Origin of the sequence: Aerococcus sp. UMB1112A, from assembly GCF_030230715.1 — a bacterium.
Lineage (GTDB): Bacteria > Bacillota > Bacilli > Lactobacillales > Aerococcaceae > Aerococcus.
Genome location: NZ_JASPDS010000010.1, coordinates 36,320 through 55,058, shown reverse-complemented (window position 1 = coordinate 55,058; position 18,739 = coordinate 36,320). Strand labels below are relative to the sequence as shown.

Below are 18,739 nucleotides of genomic sequence, written 5' to 3'. Positions count from 1 at the left end.
CCTAGACTCTAATGTAGGCATAGCGGTCGTGTTGGTAGTTAATCAGGGCTGCTACACCATCTAGAGCAACTTCTAGGCCAACTTGGGCTACTCGGTCTTCGTCAATCCCTTCCCGCTCTAAGCTGGGCTTGGAGAGTTCAAAGGTCACTCCGCGGTCCAACCAAGGCTTGGCCTGGTCGAGAAGCTCCTCACGCTCAGCAATCCGAACGGCTGCGCCATTGGCAACAACCACCGTTTTCAAGTCAGGGGTCACTTCATAAGCTTTTTCTAAATAAGTAAATAATGTTGGCCATGATTTCATTTCATGGACATGGAATACCACACGTTTCATTCCGATCGACTCCTTCTCGTCTATTATCATTGTCAGTATAGCATACTTCCCCCAACAAAAAAATCCTCCCAAGACCATGCCTAGGAGGATGTAGTACTTTATTCAAAATTCTTAGGATGGGTCACAACTAAGGCCAATCCCATCACAAACATAAAGATCGCGAAGAGCAGGGTGGCTGAGAGGCCAAATGACTTCAAGAGGAAGGCCCCGACCCCACTGGCAATCATAATTGACAGGTCGAAACTGGTCGTCTGCAGGGAGATGGCAATATCTTGACCCTCTGAGGTTTGCCGGGTGGTAGCTGTCTGCATCAGGGTCGAAATCGGACCGAAGCTGAGCCCCCATAGGAACATGCCGATGAAGCCCAGCCAGAGCGAAGAAGCCCCCCAGATGAAGATAGCCATGGCGATGATCCCGATAATAAAGACCGTCAGCATGATGGACTTGAGGTGGTCGTCGATCAAACGGGCCACTGCAACTACCGCACAGATAGCACCCAATCCAAAGACAATCTGCATGGCTTGAAGGCCCATGCCTAATCTTTCCGCAATCATCTGAATATAGACATAACTGGTGTAATGGGCGCAGACAAAGAGGAAGGTGAGGACAACCACCATCATCACGTTGCGGTTCTTCACCATATCCTTGGGGCTAATCAAGTGGGCACTGGATTGGCCAGGCACTGAAGGCAAGAGCTTATAGCCAAAAGCGGCAACAATGAAGAAGCCTAGAGCTACCAGTCCAAAGGCTAAGCGCCAGTGCATGGCTTGGCCAATATAGGTCATCAAGGGCACGCCCAGGCTCAGGCCAATGGTAGAACCCGAGAAGACCAGGGTTACCGCCCGACCCGCATGGGCAGTCGGCACCATCTGCAGGGTATAGGCCGCCAACATGGACCACATCAAGCCGGCACAGACCCCACCAATCAAGCGGGCCCCCATGACCAGCCAGAAATAAGGCGAAATAGCTGTCAATAAGTTGCCCAGACCAAAGCCTAGGACCACCGCAATCAAGAGGGGACGTCGGTTCACCTTAGTCACCAGCCGGGTCACCGGAATCGCACCCAGGGCAGCGGTCAGGGCATAGGCCCCAACAAATTGGCCCACCATGGAATAATCTGCGGACAGGCTCTCGCCCATCTCCGTCAAGAGACCCGCAGGCAATAATTCCGAAATAATCGCTAATAATGTAATCACACTCATCAGGAGAATCACCGGCCAGGGCATGGCTTGGTCATTTCCCCGTAAACTTCTCGTCATCTTCTACCTCCACTCTAAAAACTTCACCAATAGCATTGTATTCGATCATTTTGGCAATCTTTGAGCAAAAAGTCAAGCTTGGCCGCCTAAAAGATTTATGAGAAAGGGAGTGAGAGCAGATAGACTGGCTAGGACATCCCACTAAGCTTGTCATACAAATTAATAAATAACGAACCATATAAAAATGCTCCATATATATATCGAATAGAAGCAAGTCTCTTTGAAAGCGCTTCTTATCCTTGTTAAAATAAAAGTGTAAATGAAAGACAGACAGCGAAAGGAGAGGCGTTTTATGGATAGAGTTCACCAATTCTTATACCGCACACCGGAATTAATTAAATTGCTCATTATAGCTGGTCTGCTCATCAGTAATTACATCTTGCTGGTCGAGCATTTCTCCGCACCCAGCCATCGGATGCTCCTCTCTCTTTCCTTTTTTATCCTTGCTGTCGTTTTAGGCATGGTCTTCCGCAGACCGAAGACTAAGGAATAGAGGGATTTCATGGATTTCTTTAAACAGTATAAAAATCAACTTATCGGCTATTCGACTAGGATCTTTATTGTCTATTCTGTCCTCAGTGTTTTCCGCGACTTTGACTCTTGGGAGAACTATTTCTTCCGCCTCTTCATTTTTGTCATCTTCATAGTAATTGTGTGTTGGCCACTGACTCGCTTGGCTAAATATTTCTATGAAGAAGGCAAGAAAAACCGTCAATGATAGGAAGTGAAGTAAGGATAAGGCTTACTTACTTTTAAATATATGAAACATACCAATTCATTAATCTATCTTTTTCTATTCTTCAACCTAATAGCTTTTGTCCATGCAGACCAAACTATCCAATACTTCTTACTCAGCCTATCCACCGCCCTCTTCCTCCTTCTAGCAGTGAAGGATCAGAGCGCTCGGAAGGCAAAGGAAAAATAAATCTATCATCTACGACCAGTAAACTTCTGAACTCTTGGAAGTTACTGGTCTTTTTTATTTATCGGATTGGAATAGCGCCGGCTTCCCCCTGGGCCTTGCTTAGCACAAGCAGAAAAACCAAGCCTACAAGGTCTTTCATCCTTGTAGGCTTGGTTTTCCTTATTTTTCAGTGAAGCTTGATAAGGCCAAGCCTCACTCGAAGGGCTTGAGTGAGTATTGGGACCTAGTAAGCCTCACTGGAAAGGGTTGATTGTGGGTTGAAACTTGTCAACATACAATCCAAGATCCTGAGTGTGTATTGAAGTCTAGCAGTCCACACTTGGAGCTTACGATTGTGTGTTGACAGCAGCCAACACACAATCCAGGCTCCTGTTTGAGGGTTGATTAGAGATAGTTAGTCGAATTCCAGAAAGCAGAAAGATAGACACTCTTTGATTTTTAATGATACTGCATACTAAGAATTGAATCAAAATTACTTAACCATGTCCTTATGAGCAAGAGTGGAGCTTTGAAGTTGATCCTTAGCCATGAAAAAGCAAGCGAAGAGAATTACGGATCGTAGGCTTTAGCCGTACGAGCCGTTTGAATCTCGCTAGGCGAGAGACCTTGGCTCGAGCCGGTGCCATGGCTTTTAAGGATCAAATTCAAAAGCGGAACGGATGCTCACTAGCACCATTTATATTCTACACCCTTTTAACTTTCCCTGATTGCAGGTACACGGCAAGGATGGAGATATCGGCGGGGTTGACGCCGGAGACGCGGCTGGCTTGAGCCAGGGTGCGGGGACCGATTTCGGCTAGGCGTTGGCGGGCTTCGGTGGCGATGCCTTCGATGGCTTCCCAGTCGATGTCTTCAGGGATGACCTTGGATTCCATCCGGTGGAGTTTGTCCACATTGCGCTGGGCTTTTTCGATGTAGCCGGCATATTTAACTTGGATCTCGACTTGGTCCCAGACTTCGTGGGGGTAGTCGGTGTCGGATGGGGCGAATTTCAAGATATCAGCAATTTTGAGTTCAGGTCGTTTGAGCAGGTCAGCGGCCAGGATGCCGTCCTTCAAGCGAGCAGAGCCCTTGTCTTCGAGGTAGGCTTGGAGGTCGGCAGTCGGCTTGAGCCGGGTGGTTTGTAGGCGGTTGAGCTCGGACATGACCGCATTCTGTTCGAAGAGATAGCGTTGGTAGCGCTCGTCCGTCACTAGGCCGAGCTGGCGGCCATATTCGGTCAGGCGGAGGTCGGCATTGTCATGGCGGAGGAGGAGCCGGTATTCAGCCCGAGAAGTGAGCAGGCGGTAGGGTTCGGTCGTCCCCTTGGTCACCAGGTCATCGACCATGACCCCGATATAGCCCTCGTCGCGGCCAATAATGAAGGGGTCCTTACCCTGGATCTTCAAGGCGGCGTTGATCCCCGCATAGAGGCCTTGGCCGGCTGCTTCTTCATAGCCTGAAGTCCCATTGGTCTGGCCAGCGGTATAGAGGTTATCGATATGCTTGGTTTCAAAAGTGACCTTCAATTGATTAGGGCGAACCACATCATATTCAATGGCATAGCCGTCGCGCATAATGCGGGCCTTTTCCAAGCCCTTGATGGAATGGATCATGGCTTCTTGGACTTCTTCCGGCATAGAAGTCGACAGGCCTTGGACATAGATTTCATTAGTGTAGCGGCCCTCTGGTTCCAAGAAGAGCTGGTGCTTGTCCTTGTCGGCAAAGCGCACAATCTTATCTTCAATGGATGGGCAGTAGCGGGCACCAACCCCGTCCACAATCCCTGTAAACATAGGGGCCCGGTCCAAATTCTCACGGATAATCTCATGGGTGCCTTCATTGGTATAGGTCAGCCAGCAAGGGATCTGCTCGTCTGCAGGCAGGTAGTCTTCATCGTCAGAGAGGAAGCTGAAGTGGTGGGGGGCTTCATCTCCGGGCTGGATGCTGGTTTGGTCATAGTCCACGCTATCCTTGGCTACCCGGGGTGGGGTCCCCGTCTTGAAGCGGACAATGTCAAAGCCATATTTCTCAGCTAAGTTCTTAGTCAATTCGGTAGCGGCCTGGGAGTTGTTGGGGCCTGAAGAATATTTCAGGTCACCGATAATAATTTCACCGCGAGCTGCTGTCCCGACTGTTAAGATCACTGCCTGGCTACGGAAAACAGCCCCTGTTTCCGTGATAACCCCCCGGCACTGGCCGTCTTCAACAATTAAGTCACTCACGATACCCTGGCGCAGGTCCAGATTTTCTTGGTTTTCAATGGTTTGGCGCATGGTTCGGGCATAGGCTTCCTTGTCGGCTTGGGCGCGGAGGGCGCGCACAGCAGGGCCCTTGCCAATATTGAGCATCCGCATTTGGATGTAGGTCTTATCGATATTGACCCCCATCTCCCCGCCTAGGGCATCGATCTCACGGACCACTACCCCCTTGGCTGGTCCCCCAATCGAAGGGTTACAAGGCATAAAGGCCACCATATCAATAGAAATCGTAATCAGGAGGGTCTTCTGTCCCATCCGAGCGGTCGCTAAGGCTGCCTCACAGCCCGCATGGCCAGCCCCGACAACGACAACGTCATAGTCTCCAGCTGCAAATTGTTCTACCATCATTTCATCCTTTCTCTGTCCTTACTTGCCCAAGCAGAATTGGGTAAAGAGTTGAGTAATCAGTTCATCCGGAGCACTCTCTCCAGTAATCTCACCGAGCAAGTCCCAGGCCCGGGTAAAGTCGATTTGGATCAGGTCGACGGGCATGCCGGCTGCAATCCCGGACTCGACATCATCCAAGGCTTGGTCGGCCTTCTGCAAGAGGTCGATGTGGCGAGAATTCGTCACATAAGTCGCATCTCGTTCGCCCGTCTGTCCACTGAAGAAGAGCTCAGCGATGTCTTCTTCCAAGGCATCTAAGCCGCTTCGTTCGACCATGGAGGTTTCAATCACTGGATCATCTGCTAAGTAGCTTTCTAATTCAGCCCGGTCGAGTTTTGTTGGCAGGTCGGTCTTATTAAAGATCACAATCCGTTGACTTCCTGCTGTCAGTTCCAATAATTCCCGGTCCATATCAGTCAAAGGCTCGCTCTGGTTGAGGAGGAGGAGGACCAGGTCAGCTTGTTCCAGGGCTTTCCGAGACCGTTCCACGCCGATTCGTTCGACTTGGTCTTCAGTCTCCCGGATACCTGCCGTATCGATGAGTTTCAAAGGAACCCCACGGACATTGACATATTCCTCGATAGTGTCACGGGTGGTCCCTTCAATGTCCGTCACAATAGCCTTGTCTTCTCTGAGCAGGGTATTCAAGAGACTGGACTTGCCCACATTAGGCCGGCCAATAATGGCAGTGTTTAGACCATCACGTAGGATCTTCCCCTGCTTGGAGGTCGCTAGCAAGGATTGGATACCTGCCTTGACCTGGGCTGTCTTCTCAGCCAGGAGGGAGAGGGTCATTTCCTCCACATCATCGTATTCTGGATAATCGATATTCACCTCGACCTGGGCCAGGGTATTCAAGATTTCCTGGCGCAGGTCCTTGATGATAGAAGACAAGTGGCCGTCCAAGTGGTTGACCGCCTGCTGCATGGACCGGTCTGTCTTGGCCCGGATCACATCCATGACGGCTTCGGCCTGGGTCAAGTCAATCCGACCGTTCAGGAAGGCTCGCTTGGTGAATTCACCAGGTTCCGCCATGGTACAGCCCTCGCGCAGGGCCAATTCCAGGATCCGCTGGGTCGCTAACATCCCACCGTGGCAGTTGATCTCTACAATATCTTCCCGGGTAAAGGTCCGCGGCGACCGCATCACGCTCACCATGACCTCATCGATTTCTTCATCCGTCTTAGGGTCCACAATATGGCCGTAGTGGATGGTATGGCTGTCTTGATCAGCCAAGTGCTTCTTCCCCATCCGGTAAATCTTATCCGCAATCTCGACCGCATCAGTCCCCGACAAGCGGACAATCCCAATCGCCCCTTCACCAGGCGCCGTCGAAATCGCAGCAATCGTATCAAAAGCTTCCGTAAACATAAACCCACGCTCCCTTTCCTTAGCATTCTTCCTTAGCCTATAATCGTCTTAATTTATCTAACAAAAAAAGTGCCTAGTCTGCCCCCTAATAACAAGGAAGCAGACGGACACTTTGACTGTCGTTGCTTAATGGTAAATATAAAGTCGACCATATTATACCGAGTCTTTTGGAATTTGTAAACTACTTGATCTTGTTTTTTCTTTAATCTCCTGACCGCACAAAGTCTGCCATAAAGTCCAAGTTTCCTGCCTTCAGATAGCGATCAATCACTTGCAAGACCGCCCCTTCATTATTGCTGCCAATCTCGTAGCGGCAGAGGGATTTGAGATCGGGATCGGCATTGGCCATGGCCACCGAGTAGCCAACCTCTCCCATCATGGAAGCGTCATTCAGGCTATCCCCGAAGGCCATGGTCTCTTCGGGACGGATCTGGTACTTATCCTGTAAGTAGCGGACAGCTGATCCCTTACCTCCCTCGGCATTGATGAAGTCCATCCACATGGTCGCAGAGGTCACGCCCGTTATCCGCGGGAAGGTCGCATTCATCTGAGTCACGAAATCCTTATTGGCCGCCAGCCCTTCAAAGGAATTGACCGCTAATTTCACCGGATGGTGGCCCAAATCTTCAAGCTCTGCATAGGAATCTAGGAGGGTAATATCGGGACAATAAATCCGAATATTGGCCTCATTCTCAGCAATCAAGCGGGTGGAATAGAAGCCATCCCCAGCGCTGACTAAGGAGCTGTAGTTGGGATTGGCGTGGACTTCCTGGTCCAGGGCCAGTAAGTCATCTAAAGCGATGACCTTCTCTTCAATCCGCTCGCCTTCTTTTTCAATGACATTGCCATTCTCACCAGCCAAATAAACCAGGTCTTGCAGGGGACCCGACAAGTAGTATTCCAGCTTGGAGAGGCTATTGCCACTAGCAATGCAAGTCACAACTCCGCGCTTGCGCAAGTCCTTCACCATGTCTAAGAAGGCCTTGGCATCATAGGTCTTATCCGACCTTAAGAGGGTTTCATCCATATCGATCGCAAGTAATTTAACTGTCATCACGAACCTCCGTCTCTTTCGAACGCTTTTACCGCATTATAGCATGGGAAGGCAAGCTTGCAAAGCTAGGGCCATGTCTGACCTAGACCCTGGTCTTAGCTTCCGTTTCAATCAATTCAAGGCCCTGGTCAACTAGGGCTGCTCTTAGGTCTTCGTCTGGGCAAGCATCCACAATTAGGCTCTCAATATCTGATAAGGAAGCGAACTGTTCCAGGGTATGCTGGTTTAACTTGGAATGGTCACAGAGGACATAGCTGTGCCTAGCATTGGCAATCATCTGCCGACGGACCTGGTTCTCATCGAGGTGGTAATCCGTAAAACCTTGCTTAGCTGATACCCCACTAGCCCCGAGGAAGCACCGGTCGGCATAATATTTCTTCAAGGCTTGGACAGTGTCAGGACCTGACGTCGACATTTCCTTAGCCCTTAAATTCCCTCCTAGGAGGATCACGGTAAAGCCAGCCTTCTCCTGCACCTCCATGGCGACCTGGACATTATTAGTAATAATAGTCAATTGGTTGAAGGCAAGAAGATAGGGCACCATGGCAGCCGTCGTCGTTCCCATATCGATGAAGAGGGTCTCCCCTTCTTTAACAAATTGGACGGCTTGGCGGGCAATGGCATCTTTCTCACGGGGGAATTGCTGCTTGCGCTGGTGGGCTTCCGGTTCGATAGCCACCTTATTGGAGACTGCCCCGCCATGGACCTTCTGCAAGAGTCCCTTGCTCTCCATGACATCAATATCATTGTGGATGGTTTGCCGTGATAAGTTAAAATAATCACTCAATTCAGAGGTTTTGACTACTTGCTGGCTGGCCAAGAGTTCCAAAATTTTTTGGTGGCGTTCGGCTTGAAGCATGTCAAGCGCTCCTTTCTTGTTATTGTCGTCTTTACAAATCTTAACATAAATTGGCTGATCTGAAATGATTTCTTCACAGAAGCAGTCTATCATTTACCGATAATTAACGGCATTTTTACATCAAGTTTACATTAGGTGTGTATACTTGAATTAGTTCGAACTGATGTAAACCATTGTTAAGTCATGTCTGTTAAAAATCGAAAGGAGTCCTTAACTTGCTCGAGTTAATCAATGTCACCAAGAGCTACGGTGATACCCAAGTCTTGCACGATATCAACCTCAGCATTGAGGAGAGTGATATTGTCTCCATTCTCGGCCCTTCCGGCTGTGGCAAGACCACCCTCTTGAATCTAATCCTCGGCATTATCCCAGCTAGCTCTGGTCAAATTCGCTACCAGGGCCAAGATATTACCAAGACCTCTATGGAGAAACGGGGCTTCAATATTGTCTTCCAAGACTATGCCCTCTTCCCCAACCTCAATGTCTACGACAACATTACTTACGGCTTGAAGAATAATCCCGATATTTCCAGTCAAGCCGAGGTCCAAGACCTCATCCAATTACTTAACCTAGAGAAACACCTGGAAAAATCCATCCGGCAATTGTCTGGCGGGCAGAAACAACGGGTGGCCCTGGCCCGTACCCTAGTGATGAAGCCCAAGATCCTCCTCCTCGATGAACCCCTCTCTGCCTTAGATGGCGTCATCAAAGAACAGATTAAGGAGCGGATCCACACCATCGCCAAGAAATACCAATTGACCACAATCATGGTTACCCATGACCCCGAAGAAGCTCTGACCCTATCGGATAAGGTCATCATCTTAAACCAGGGGCATGTGGAACAATATTCAAGCAGCCATCAGATTGTCGCCCAACCGGCGAGTGAATTTGTTGACCAATTCATCCTCAACCAATTAAGGATCAAGCGGGATAATATTGTGGGTCTCTTCCAGGAAGAGCCCGTAAAGGAGAGCGTCTAGGATGAGAGAGTCAAAGACAACAACATTCCTCAGCTGGACCATTATCGCTTTCTTTCTCTTAGCCTTGCTCTATCCTCTAATCAATTCCTTTGGGGTGGCCTTCCTTGAAGAGGGCCAGTTCACCCTCCAGCACTTCCAGAATGTCTTCCAAACAGGGAATATCGGGCAAATTTTTAAGAACAGTTTGGTCATCGCCCTCAGCTCGGCCCTCCTCTCTGTTTTTATTGCCTTCCTTATGGCCTTTGCGGTGAACTTTACCAATATGAGCCCCGGTCTGAAGCGAGCGCTCAGTCTTCTGATTATGATCCCCATGCTCCTGCCCACCATTACCTATGGCTTCACCATTATCTATTCTATCGGTAACCAGGGCCTCTTTACCCGGCTCTTAAATATCGATGCCCCGGATTTCTATGGTTTCAAAGGCTTACTGCTAGGCTATACCATCTATACCTTACCTGTCACCTTCTTAATGATCAATAACGGCATGTCCTTTATCGACAAGCGCTTCACCCTGGTTTCGCGCTTGATGGGGGATAAGTACTTCAAGCGGCTCTGGACCACCACCCTGGTGCCTCTCTTGCCTTCTCTGGGGGCTGCCGTCATCCAAGCCTTCTTCATGGCCTTTACCGATTATGGGATTCCGTCTTATATCGGAGGCAATTATGAAGTCATCGCTACCTCCCTCTAAAATCAGATGCTAGGGACCATCCCTAACTTCAACAATGGGGCCGTGATTTCTCTAATGATGCTCCTGCCGTCCATTATCTCCATGGCCATCCTCCACTACCTGGACAAACAATCCATTGAATATGATAATTTCTCAGATTTTAGGGCCAAGGAGAACAAAGTGCGTGACCTGTGTTTCGCTATCTTAGCCATCCTGGTGGTTGCCTTTATCCTGATGATCTTTATCCCAATCTTTATTGTTCCCTTTACCGAGTCCTGGCCTTATAACCTGTCCTGGACCAGCAAGCACTTGGTGTCGGCCTTCAGGGATTCAACCATTACCAAGGCCTTCACTAATTCGGTCTTCATCAGTCTCTTAGTGGCTGTCATCGGAACGGCACTGGCTTACTTGGCTGCCATCCTAACCACCCGCAGCAAGCAGCCTGCTTTCATCAAGAAGGCCATCGACCTCATGGCCACCATCTCCAATACTATTCCAGGGATGGTACTAGGTCTGGCCTTCCTTCTGGTGATCAATGGGACCCCGCTTAAGTCCACCTTCACAATCATTATCATCGCTAACATTATCCACTACTTCTCAACGCCCTATCTTACCCTGAAGAGCAGTCTCGATAAGCTCTCCAAGTCCTGGGAAACCACGGCCGCTCTCATGGGCGACAACTTCTTCCAAACCGTTTGGCGGATTCTGACGCCCAATGCGGTGACGGCTCTACTTGAAGTGATGAGCTATTACTTCACCAATTCCATGGTAACCATCTCCGCTGTGGTCTTCCTCTATTCGACACGGACTATTCTCATGACCACCAAGATCCAAGAATTACAATATTACAACAAATTCAATGAGGTTTTCATCCTATCGATTATGCTTTTCCTCACGAATTTAATCGTACGTGCGCTCTTTAATTATCTCAGTCAACGCAATCAAAAGAAAATGGAGGCTCACTAAAATGAAACCACTCAAAAAATCTTTACTCGGCTTAACAACTTTCCTCGGCTTGATTGGCCTTACCCTCACCGGCTGTTCCTCGGCGTCCGACAAGGTCATCCTCTATTCGAACGCTGATGACGAAGCCATTGCTGCTATTGAAAGCAGCCTAAACGAAGACGGTTATGAAGGCCAATACGAGATTCAAACTTTCGGTACCTCTGAATTAGGGGGCAAACTCTTAGCTGAAGGCAAGGATATCGAAGCAGACATGGTGACTATGTCCACCTTCTACCTCGAATCCGCCCAGAACCAGCATGAAATGTTCCAAGATTTGACCTGGGATGTGAATACCCAGCAAGATTTCCCAGACTATGTCGCTCCCTTAACCGTCCAAGAAGGTGCCATTATTGTCAATGACGAAATGGCGAAATCAGAGAACTTAGATCTTCCTCAATCCATTAAAGACTTAGCCGATCCTAAGTATGAAGGCAAGGTTTCTGTCGTTGATATTGACTCTTCCTCAACGGCCTGGTTGATGGTCCAAGCTTTGGTTGCAGAATATGGTGAAGAAGAAGCTCAAGAAATCCTTGCCGGTATCTATAAGAATGCCAGCAACCATATCGAATCTTCTGGTTCAGGGCCTTTGAACAAGGTAGTCAGTGGAGAAGTCCCATTCGGCTTTGGTCTCCGCCACCAGGTTGCGGTTAAGCAGAATGAAGGCGCCCCAATCTCTCTCATTGATCCGACAGAAGGTAACTTCTCCCTAACCGAATCGGTCGCTGTGATCGACAAAGAAGACAGTGAAAAGGCCGAACTAGCGCAAAAAATGAGCGAAACGATTATTCAGAAAGGGCGTCCTAAGGTTCAAGAATTCTATCCCGTTGCCCTCTATGAAGGGGAAGAAACAGACTCTAGCAAGCAATCTGCCCATCCGAAACAATTCGATGAGCCACTGACTGCTGAATTACTCGCCAAACACCAAGAAATTTCCAATAAAGCTAAGGAAATGGCCCAACAATAATCTCGTCTAGAAAGAAGTGTTTACTTTGACTCAATATAAACTACTCACTCCTGGTCCGCTCACTGTGACGGACCGTGTCCGCCAAGCCATGAACTTCGATTACTGTACCTGGGACGAGGACTATAAAGCAGTGACCCAAGAGATCCGCCAAAAGCTGCTCCAGATCGCCCAAGTGGACCCTGACCGCTATACCAGCGTCCTCCTCCAGGGCAGCGGCTCCTATGCTGTCGAAGCCTGCCTGTCGACCTTCAGTCGTCCAGACACGAAGTTCCTGATCCTGTCCAATGGAAAATACGGGGAACGGATCCTGCAAATGGCCGATTACCAAAAGCTAGACTATGAGGCTTACAAGGTCGCCTACGATGAGGTCCATGATCCCCAAGTGGTCGCCTGCTTACTCGATAAGAACCCAGACATCAGCCATGTCATGATGGTGCATTCAGAGACTACTTCAGGCATCCTCAATCCAATTGCTGACATTGCCCAAGTCGCTAAAGACCACAACTGCCTCTTCTTTGTCGATGCCATGTCCAGCTTTGGCGGTGTGCCGATTGACATGGGGCCTATTGACGCCCTGATCACCAGTGCCAATAAGTGCATCCAAGGGGTCCCCGGCTTTGCTATCGTACTTGTCCGTAAAGATCTTATTGAATCTAGCAAGGGGAATTCGTCTACCTTATCTTTAGACCTCTTCGACCAGTACCAAGAGATGGCCAGAGACGGGAAGTGGCGCTATACCTCCCCCACCCATGTGGTTATGGCCTTCCATGAAGCCCTCAAAGAATTCGAGGAACGCGGTGGCGTAGCGGCCCAACACGCCCGCTATCAGAAAAACCAAGAACTCCTCCAAGAAGGTATGGAAGACCTCGGTTTCAAGGCCTATGTCCCTAGGGAGCACCAAGGCCCAATCATCACGACTTTCCTTTATCCGGAAGGTCAAGCTTGGGACTTCCAGGACATGTACCACTACATCAAGGAACGAGGTTATGTGATCTATCCAGGTAAACTCACCGATGTGGACACCTTCCGCATCGGCAATATCGGTGAGATTTATCCTGAAGATATTACCCGCGTGCTCGATATTTTTAAAGCTTATATGGAGGAGAAAGACAATGACAGACATTAAATTATTAATCTGCGATTGGGCAGGAACAACTGTTGACTATGGCTGCTTCGCCCCAATCCAAGCCCTGAAATTAGCCTTCGATAAGGCAGGCATCCCAGTAAGTGATGAGGAATTGCGCCAACCCATGGGCATGGGCAAGAAAGACCATATCCGCACCATGCTCGACATGCCACGTATCCAAGAAGCCTGGACGGAAACTTATGGCCAGGCTCCAAGTGAAGAGAATGTCGAAGGCCTCTACAGCAACTTTAACGAAGCCATCTTAGAGACCCTAAAGGCTCCTGAATTCGCCCAACCCAAGCCTGGTGTTGTCGAAGGTATAGACAAATTACGGCAAGCTGGCATCCGGATTGGCGCGACCACCGGCTACACCGCTGAAATGATGGAACTCGTTGAACCCGCCGCTGCAGACCAAGGCTATGTGCCAGATTACTCCGTGACTTCAGAAGCAGTTGGCCAGTTCGGCCGACCCTATCCCTATATGATCTTCGCCAATATGACCCACTTCGAAATCGAAAGTGTTGGCCAGGTCCTAAAAATCGGCGACACCCTAACGGATATCAAAGAAGGGAAAAACGCCGGCGTTCTATCCTGTGGCGTCATTGAGGGTTCCTCTGAAATGGCCCTAAGCCAGGAAGAATTCGAAGCCCTGCCAGCTGGTGAACAAGACCAGTTAAAAGAAAAAATTCGCCAAAAGATGTTAGAGGCAGGAGCTGACCAAGTCTTTGACCGCTTCGAAGACCTTGTGACCTATCTGCTGGACTAGAATCAAAAAAAGATGAAGGAGCCTCAGGATTCCTTCATCTTTTTTATTGATTTAATTTTCAGGGGCTTGCTCCAAAGGTCCACTTCTACCCGCGCTCCCTCTCACCCTTTAGTTGGGTTCGACTTGGCAGAAGCTTCTCCACTTCACACGAACGAAACGTGCAAGCATGGCTTGCCCTTTTTCGTTCGTGCTCCAGTGGTAAGCTTCTAACCGCCAAGTCTCTCACCCTTTCTAAACGCCTTTGCTCACACCCTAATGTCTATAGTCTACAATCAGATAGCGGTGGGGTTCTCGGCCTTCTGACCGGGTTTCGATGTGGTCATACTTGGAGAGGGCTTGATGGACAATTTTTCGCTCGTTGGCGGGCAAGGGGGAGAGTTGGACGGAGGATTGTTTGACCGTCACTTCATCTGCTGTGCGTTCCGCCAGGCGCTCCAAGGTCTTCAAGCGGCGTTCCCGGTAGTCGCCGACATTGACCACGACGTTGACGCGATTGCGGACATGGCGGTGGACCAGCACTTTGGCTAGGGCTTCGAGTGAATTCAAGATCTTACCGTGCTTGCCAATGACAAGGCCTGGCTTATCGGTGTTGATGTGGTAGATAATTTCCCGGTCGTGGTCTTCTACATCCACTGTAACATCGACCCCATAAGCTTCACAGACATCGATAATGTAGCGGGCGGGGAAGTCGACATCGTAGAAAACTTTGTCATTTTCGTCTTCAGCCGGTGTGTCTTCTTCCTCTTGGTTAGCCGCTTGATCAGCCTGTTCTGAAGCTTGCTTACTAGCTTCCGCTTCTTCTACAGCCGCTACTTCTTCGTTATCCGAATCTTGGGCTGCTTCCTCTTGCTGGCTCGTCTCAGTGCCTGTTTCTTCTTCAGAAACAGATTCTTGGACAGGGTCAGCTAGGGGACGACCATCTTCCTGGATCTCATCCTTGGCGAGGACAGGCGCTTCTTCAGCTGAAATCGCTTGGACTTCTTCGACAGAATCGCTAGCAGGATCATGCCCTTGTTGACTCCGGGCTTGCTTATCATCTGCGACATAGACAGCGGACGTGCTCGCTTCATTGGTCGGATCAGCGACCGACTTGCTGACGGGGTCATCTGGATCGTCAGCATCCTCTCTAGCTTCTGTTTGACCTTCTTCTGAGTGATCAGCTGCCTTGACAAATAATTTAACAATGGCATCGCGGGCCCCAATGCCTAGGAAACCCTTGCGTGCTCCCTGCAGCACTTCCACTTCAACTTCTTCTTGGGCGACTCCTAATTCTTTTAAACCAGCCTTGATGGCGGCTTCCACAGAGTCGGCTTGAAATATTTTGGCTTGCATGCTTGCTTCAAACTCCTTTCACTCATTGACTTTTCATTACTTAACGCTTCTTTTTGGTCGTCCGGGGGTGGCGTTTAGCTTTTTCCAAACGTTTCTCGAGGTCACGCTCAGCCTTTTCCTTCTCTAAACGGGCTTCCCGCTTCTTATAAGGGTTATTCAAAATGAGCGTCTGACCAATGGTGAAGGCATTCGATGCCACCCAGTAGAGAGCGATAGCACTTGGCAGCGTCGCCCCCATAAAGAGGATCATGGCAGGCATCATCCACTGCATGGCAGCCATGCTCTGGTTACTTTGCGGATTGCCGATCGTCATCAGGCGGGTATTGTACCAGGTTAAAGCAGCAGCTAGGACAGGTAAGATGAAGTAAGGGTCCGGTTGACCGAGTTCCATCCATAAGAAGTGACCATTGCTGAGCACTTCGGTCCGGCTGATGGCCTGGTAGAGGCCCATCAGGATAGGTAATTGGATCAGCATGGGCAAGCAGCCTGAGAGGGGGTTATAGTCATACTTCTCATTGAGCTTGGCCATTTCCTCTTCCAGTTTTTGCTGGGTTTCTGGATCCTTTGAGGCATATTTTTCACGCAGGGCCTGCATTTCAGGTTGGACTACCTGCATTTTTTCTGTACTTTTAATCTGATAGTGATAGAGAGGCACCAGGACCAGGCGAATGATTAAGGTAAAGACAATAATCCCCAGGCCATAATTCCCTCCGAAGAGGTCTGATAGCCAGATAATCAAACGCGAGAAACTATAGACAATATAGCGGTCCCAAAAGCCGGTAGATTCCGCTGTGATGGGTTCACGTGCCGTTGCACAAGCCCCCAAGAAGAGGGGCAAGGCCATTAAGACTAAGCTAAGGCTTAGCTTTTTCTTGGTCCAAAATTTTGATTTCAATTGACTCCTCCAAAATATCTGTCGTCCAGCCCGACTACTTGGCCTCGGACTTGAAGATGCCGGCTAAGTTGAAGACGTGTTCCAGACTCTTCTTAATTTCAGCCATGGACATCTGTGCCGTGGGTTTACGGGCAATTACAATAAAGTCTTGGTTAGGGCGAATGGCATCTCGCAATTCATAAACGGACTGGCGGATCCGGCGCTTGACATAGTTACGAGTCACCGCATTGCCAATCTTCTTACCGACGGAGATCCCCAGGCGAAAATGCGTTTGTTCCTTATCTATAGTATAAACAACAAACTGACGGTTTGCAGTACTTTTACCTTGGTGGAAGACCCGACCAAAGTCTGCCTCAGATTTCACTCGATAAGCCTTACGCATTCAAATTCCCCCTAAAAAAAATAAGACCACAGCTTTTGTGGTCTTAAGCAGAAATAACTTTTCTTCCTTTACGACGGCGAGCTGCTAATACGCGACGTCCGTTTTTAGTACTCATACGTTTACGGAAACCATGTTTCTTTTGGCGTGAACGTTTATTTGGTTGGTAGGTTCTCTTCATGACTACACCTCCTATGATGATTGAATGTTTTTATCATTTGATTTCAACCTGTCGACTTGCTATTGAAAAGTTGAATGTCAACACAAGGGTTATTTTACCATAACACAAGCGTTTGACTCAAGCCCTTTTTCGGATAAATTTCTATTTTTTTCTTCACAATTGTGGATTTCTTTTAAACAAGGAGGTGGATAAGGCGACTTGTGACTAAGTTTTCCCAGCCTTCTTCACAGGCTTGTGGACATATCAACAGAATGTTAATTGTTATCCACAGCTGTGCATAAGTTGCATGAAGTGTTAATAAGCGAGCTTTTTAATGCTAAAAACTATCCACAAGGACAAATTATCCCCATTTATACAAGTGTCTTTCCACAGTTTGTGGATAAACTAAATCACAACTTGGGATAATTTCTATTCACAGCTTAATTATCTGTGGAAAAAGACTTTTTTTCATGTTATCCTTTTATTACCATTAATTTGGGGATAACTTAGCTTTTTTTATTGAAATGATCTTTTCCTTGCCACTTATTATAAGTTATCCACGATAGGAACGATATACAAATTTGTTTATTAAGGAGATATACGCATGGAAGAAATGATGAAACTTTGGGAGTATATTGACAATTATTTTAAAGAAGAACTCTCAAAAGCCAGTCACGAAACCTGGTTTTCAGAGTTACGTCCGGAGCGTTTAGAGAATAACACCCTCTATCTTGTGGCGGGCTCTGAACTACACAAGAAACATATTGAAAACCACTACCTGGTCCAAATCCGCCAAGTGGCCTTTAACTACCTAGGTTATGACATCGATGTGGTCGTCCATTTAGCTAGCCAACCAGCCACTAACTTCACACTCAATGGTCGGAGCCCCCAGGAAGAAGAGAAAACCAACCGTTACCACGACCGCAGCACCATGTTGAACCCTAAATACACCTTCGATAATTTCATCGTTGGAGAGGGCAATAAGATGGCCCATGCCGCGGCTCTAGCGGTTGCTGAGGGACCAGGCCGGGACTACAACCCGCTCTTCTTCTTCGGGGGCGTGGGGCTAGGGAAGACCCACTTGATGCAGGCAATCGGCCATGAAGTCTTACGGACCAATCCTGAAGCCCGGGTTAAATATGTCACTAGTGAGACCTTTACCAATGACTTTATTGAAGCCATTCGGACTAACTCAACCTCTGAATTCCACGAAGAGTACCGGACAGTCGATATCCTACTCGTGGATGATATCCAATTCATTGGGAACAAGCAGTCCACCCAAGAGGAATTCTTCCATACCTTCAATGCCCTCTATAATAAGAACAAACACATTGTGCTAACCTCTGACCGGGACGCTAGCCAGATTCCCGAATTAGAAGACCGGCTGGTTTCCCGCTTCAAGCAGGGCTTGTCAACCGATATTACCCCACCTGACCTGGAAACACGGATTGCCATCTTGCGCAATAAGGCCCAGGTCAACCACATCGACATTGAGGACAACACCCTCACCTATATTGCCGGTCAAATCGACACCAATATCCGTGAACTAGAAGGGGCCCTGACCAGCGTCCAAGCCTATGCCGTCATGCACCAGGAAGAAATTACCCCTAGCATGGCAGCCAAAGCCCTCCGCAATTATAAAGACACTTCAGCCCAGGCCCTGCCCTCGATAGCCGAAATCCAAGAAACGGTAGCCCAGTACTTCGACCTCACCGTTGAAGACCTCAAAGGGAAGAAACGTAAGCGGGAAATCGTTGTCCCCCGCCAGATCGCTATGTACCTCTCCCGGGAAATTACCGAAGCTTCCCTGCCTAAGATTGGCCAGGAATTTGGCGGCAAGGACCACACCACCGTCCTCCACGCCCATGAAAAAATTCTTGGCGAAATCGACGAATCGACCGATGTTAAACGCGATGTCGAAAACATCGAAAAGCTACTCAAAAATAGCTAATCAATGTATCCACAAGCTCACTATGTTAAAATAGTAAAAAAGCCCCTGTGGATAATTATAGGAAAAATCCCCAGCTTATAAACAGACT

The 18,739-nt window shown here is 48.6% G+C and carries 19 protein-coding genes; 9 read left to right on the top strand and 10 right to left on the bottom strand.

The genetic code is table 11. The features are described 5' to 3' along the window. Position 1: 1 nt before the first annotated feature. Both QP860_RS06910 and QP860_RS06905 read right to left on the bottom strand, forming a co-directional pair. On the bottom strand, positions 2-331 hold the full coding sequence (locus QP860_RS06910; RefSeq protein ID WP_284911065.1) for a DsrE family protein: 330 nt from the start codon (positions 329-331) through the stop codon (positions 2-4). Between the two features lie 98 nt (positions 332-429). Beyond that, positions 430-1,590 carry an MFS transporter gene (locus QP860_RS06905; RefSeq protein WP_284912417.1) on the bottom strand — a complete coding sequence of 387 codons (1,161 nt, stop codon included), beginning with the start codon at positions 1,588-1,590 and terminating at the stop codon, positions 430-432. 292 nt (positions 1,591-1,882) lie between these two features. On the opposite strand from QP860_RS06905, the gene QP860_RS06900 reads away from it, so the two are divergent. Both QP860_RS06900 and QP860_RS06895 read left to right on the top strand, forming a co-directional pair. Next, positions 1,883-2,083, top strand: coding sequence for a hypothetical protein (locus tag QP860_RS06900; RefSeq protein ID WP_070619844.1), 201 nt, complete (start codon positions 1,883-1,885; stop codon positions 2,081-2,083). 9 nt (positions 2,084-2,092) lie between these two features. After that, positions 2,093-2,308, top strand: coding sequence for a hypothetical protein (locus QP860_RS06895; protein WP_070619847.1), 216 nt, complete (start codon positions 2,093-2,095; stop codon positions 2,306-2,308). Positions 2,309-3,198: 890 nt separating this feature from the next. On the opposite strand, the gene mnmG is transcribed toward QP860_RS06895, so the two are convergent. From mnmG to QP860_RS06875, 4 genes are all read right to left on the bottom strand, one after another. After that, positions 3,199-5,100: a tRNA uridine-5-carboxymethylaminomethyl(34) synthesis enzyme MnmG gene (gene mnmG / locus QP860_RS06890; RefSeq protein WP_284912416.1), complete on the bottom strand. Its 1,902-nt coding sequence runs from the start codon at positions 5,098-5,100 to the stop codon at positions 3,199-3,201. A gap of 21 nt (positions 5,101-5,121) precedes the next feature. Beyond that, on the bottom strand, positions 5,122-6,513 hold the full coding sequence (gene mnmE, locus QP860_RS06885) for a tRNA uridine-5-carboxymethylaminomethyl(34) synthesis GTPase MnmE (protein ID WP_070619854.1): 1,392 nt from the start codon (positions 6,511-6,513) through the stop codon (positions 5,122-5,124). Between the two features lie 202 nt (positions 6,514-6,715). Then, the gene (locus tag QP860_RS06880; RefSeq protein WP_284912415.1) at positions 6,716-7,567 is read right to left on the bottom strand and encodes an HAD family hydrolase; all 852 of its coding nucleotides are present in this window, start codon (positions 7,565-7,567) and stop codon (positions 6,716-6,718) included. A gap of 82 nt (positions 7,568-7,649) precedes the next feature. Next, positions 7,650-8,426, bottom strand: a complete 777-nt coding sequence (locus tag QP860_RS06875; RefSeq protein ID WP_284912414.1) for a DeoR/GlpR family DNA-binding transcription regulator — start codon at positions 8,424-8,426, stop codon at positions 7,650-7,652. Between the two features lie 215 nt (positions 8,427-8,641). Here QP860_RS06875 and QP860_RS06870 point away from each other — a divergent pair, with 215 nt between their 5' ends. From QP860_RS06870 to phnX, 6 genes are read left to right on the top strand one after another with little or no spacing between them, the layout of a single operon-like run. Next, entirely contained in the window at positions 8,642-9,406 is a 765-nt protein-coding gene (locus QP860_RS06870; protein ID WP_070619896.1) for an ABC transporter ATP-binding protein, read from the top strand. A gap of 1 nt (position 9,407) precedes the next feature. Then, positions 9,408-10,094 (top strand): ABC transporter permease, encoded by a 687-nt coding sequence (locus QP860_RS06865; RefSeq protein WP_284912413.1) that lies wholly within the window; start codon positions 9,408-9,410, stop codon positions 10,092-10,094. Between the two features lie 6 nt (positions 10,095-10,100). Beyond that, complete coding sequence (locus tag QP860_RS06860; protein ID WP_284912412.1) at positions 10,101-11,039, top strand: ABC transporter permease subunit; 939 nt, start codon at positions 10,101-10,103, stop codon at positions 11,037-11,039. Between the two features lies 1 nt (position 11,040). After that, a complete protein-coding gene (locus QP860_RS06855; protein WP_070619903.1) occupies positions 11,041-12,042 on the top strand; it encodes an ABC transporter substrate-binding protein in 1,002 nt (333 codons plus the stop codon). A 25-nt stretch (positions 12,043-12,067) separates the two neighbouring features. Then, the gene (locus QP860_RS06850) at positions 12,068-13,168 is read left to right on the top strand and encodes a 2-aminoethylphosphonate--pyruvate transaminase (protein WP_284912411.1); all 1,101 of its coding nucleotides are present in this window, start codon (positions 12,068-12,070) and stop codon (positions 13,166-13,168) included. After that, entirely contained in the window at positions 13,155-13,934 is a 780-nt protein-coding gene (gene phnX, locus QP860_RS06845) for a phosphonoacetaldehyde hydrolase (protein ID WP_070619909.1), read from the top strand. The genes QP860_RS06850 and phnX overlap by 14 nt, the downstream gene beginning before the upstream one ends. A gap of 252 nt (positions 13,935-14,186) precedes the next feature. Here the strand turns inward: phnX and jag are convergent, their stop codons facing one another. From jag to rpmH, 4 genes are read right to left on the bottom strand one after another with little or no spacing between them, the layout of a single operon-like run. Further along, positions 14,187-15,266: an RNA-binding cell elongation regulator Jag/EloR gene (gene jag / locus QP860_RS06840; protein ID WP_284912410.1), complete on the bottom strand. Its 1,080-nt coding sequence runs from the start codon at positions 15,264-15,266 to the stop codon at positions 14,187-14,189. Positions 15,267-15,306: 40 nt separating this feature from the next. Then, positions 15,307-16,161, bottom strand: coding sequence for a membrane protein insertase YidC (yidC, locus tag QP860_RS06835; RefSeq protein ID WP_284911075.1), 855 nt, complete (start codon positions 16,159-16,161; stop codon positions 15,307-15,309). Between the two features lie 34 nt (positions 16,162-16,195). Continuing rightward, a complete protein-coding gene (rnpA, locus tag QP860_RS06830; RefSeq protein ID WP_284912409.1) occupies positions 16,196-16,543 on the bottom strand; it encodes a ribonuclease P protein component in 348 nt (115 codons plus the stop codon). 43 nt (positions 16,544-16,586) lie between these two features. Beyond that, positions 16,587-16,721, bottom strand: a complete 135-nt coding sequence (gene rpmH / locus QP860_RS06825) for a 50S ribosomal protein L34 (protein WP_083272416.1) — start codon at positions 16,719-16,721, stop codon at positions 16,587-16,589. Positions 16,722-17,304: 583 nt separating this feature from the next. Here rpmH and dnaA point away from each other — a divergent pair. Beyond that, positions 17,305-18,651: a chromosomal replication initiator protein DnaA gene (dnaA, locus tag QP860_RS06820; RefSeq protein ID WP_284911076.1), complete on the top strand. Its 1,347-nt coding sequence runs from the start codon at positions 17,305-17,307 to the stop codon at positions 18,649-18,651. Positions 18,652-18,739 lie beyond the last annotated feature (88 nt).

Coding starts and splice junctions, on each gene's coding strand:
- QP860_RS06910 (WP_284911065.1), bottom strand. CDS start 331: ATGAAACGTGTGGTATTCCATGTCCATGAAATGAAATCATGGCCAACA.
- QP860_RS06905 (WP_284912417.1), bottom strand. CDS start 1,590: ATGACGAGAAGTTTACGGGGAAATGACCAAGCCATGCCCTGGCCGGTG.
- QP860_RS06900 (WP_070619844.1), top strand. CDS start 1,883: ATGGATAGAGTTCACCAATTCTTATACCGCACACCGGAATTAATTAAA.
- QP860_RS06895 (WP_070619847.1), top strand. CDS start 2,093: ATGGATTTCTTTAAACAGTATAAAAATCAACTTATCGGCTATTCGACT.
- mnmG (WP_284912416.1), bottom strand. CDS start 5,100: ATGGTAGAACAATTTGCAGCTGGAGACTATGACGTTGTCGTTGTCGGG.
- mnmE (WP_070619854.1), bottom strand. CDS start 6,513: ATGTTTACGGAAGCTTTTGATACGATTGCTGCGATTTCGACGGCGCCT.
- QP860_RS06880 (WP_284912415.1), bottom strand. CDS start 7,567: ATGACAGTTAAATTACTTGCGATCGATATGGATGAAACCCTCTTAAGG.
- QP860_RS06875 (WP_284912414.1), bottom strand. CDS start 8,426: ATGCTTCAAGCCGAACGCCACCAAAAAATTTTGGAACTCTTGGCCAGC.
- QP860_RS06865 (WP_284912413.1), top strand. CDS start 9,408: ATGAGAGAGTCAAAGACAACAACATTCCTCAGCTGGACCATTATCGCT.
- QP860_RS06860 (WP_284912412.1), top strand. CDS start 10,101: ATGCTAGGGACCATCCCTAACTTCAACAATGGGGCCGTGATTTCTCTA.
- QP860_RS06855 (WP_070619903.1), top strand. CDS start 11,041: ATGAAACCACTCAAAAAATCTTTACTCGGCTTAACAACTTTCCTCGGC.
- phnX (WP_070619909.1), top strand. CDS start 13,155: ATGACAGACATTAAATTATTAATCTGCGATTGGGCAGGAACAACTGTT.
- jag (WP_284912410.1), bottom strand. CDS start 15,266: ATGCAAGCCAAAATATTTCAAGCCGACTCTGTGGAAGCCGCCATCAAG.
- rnpA (WP_284912409.1), bottom strand. CDS start 16,543: ATGCGTAAGGCTTATCGAGTGAAATCTGAGGCAGACTTTGGTCGGGTC.
- rpmH (WP_083272416.1), bottom strand. CDS start 16,721: ATGAAGAGAACCTACCAACCAAATAAACGTTCACGCCAAAAGAAACAT.
- dnaA (WP_284911076.1), top strand. CDS start 17,305: ATGGAAGAAATGATGAAACTTTGGGAGTATATTGACAATTATTTTAAA.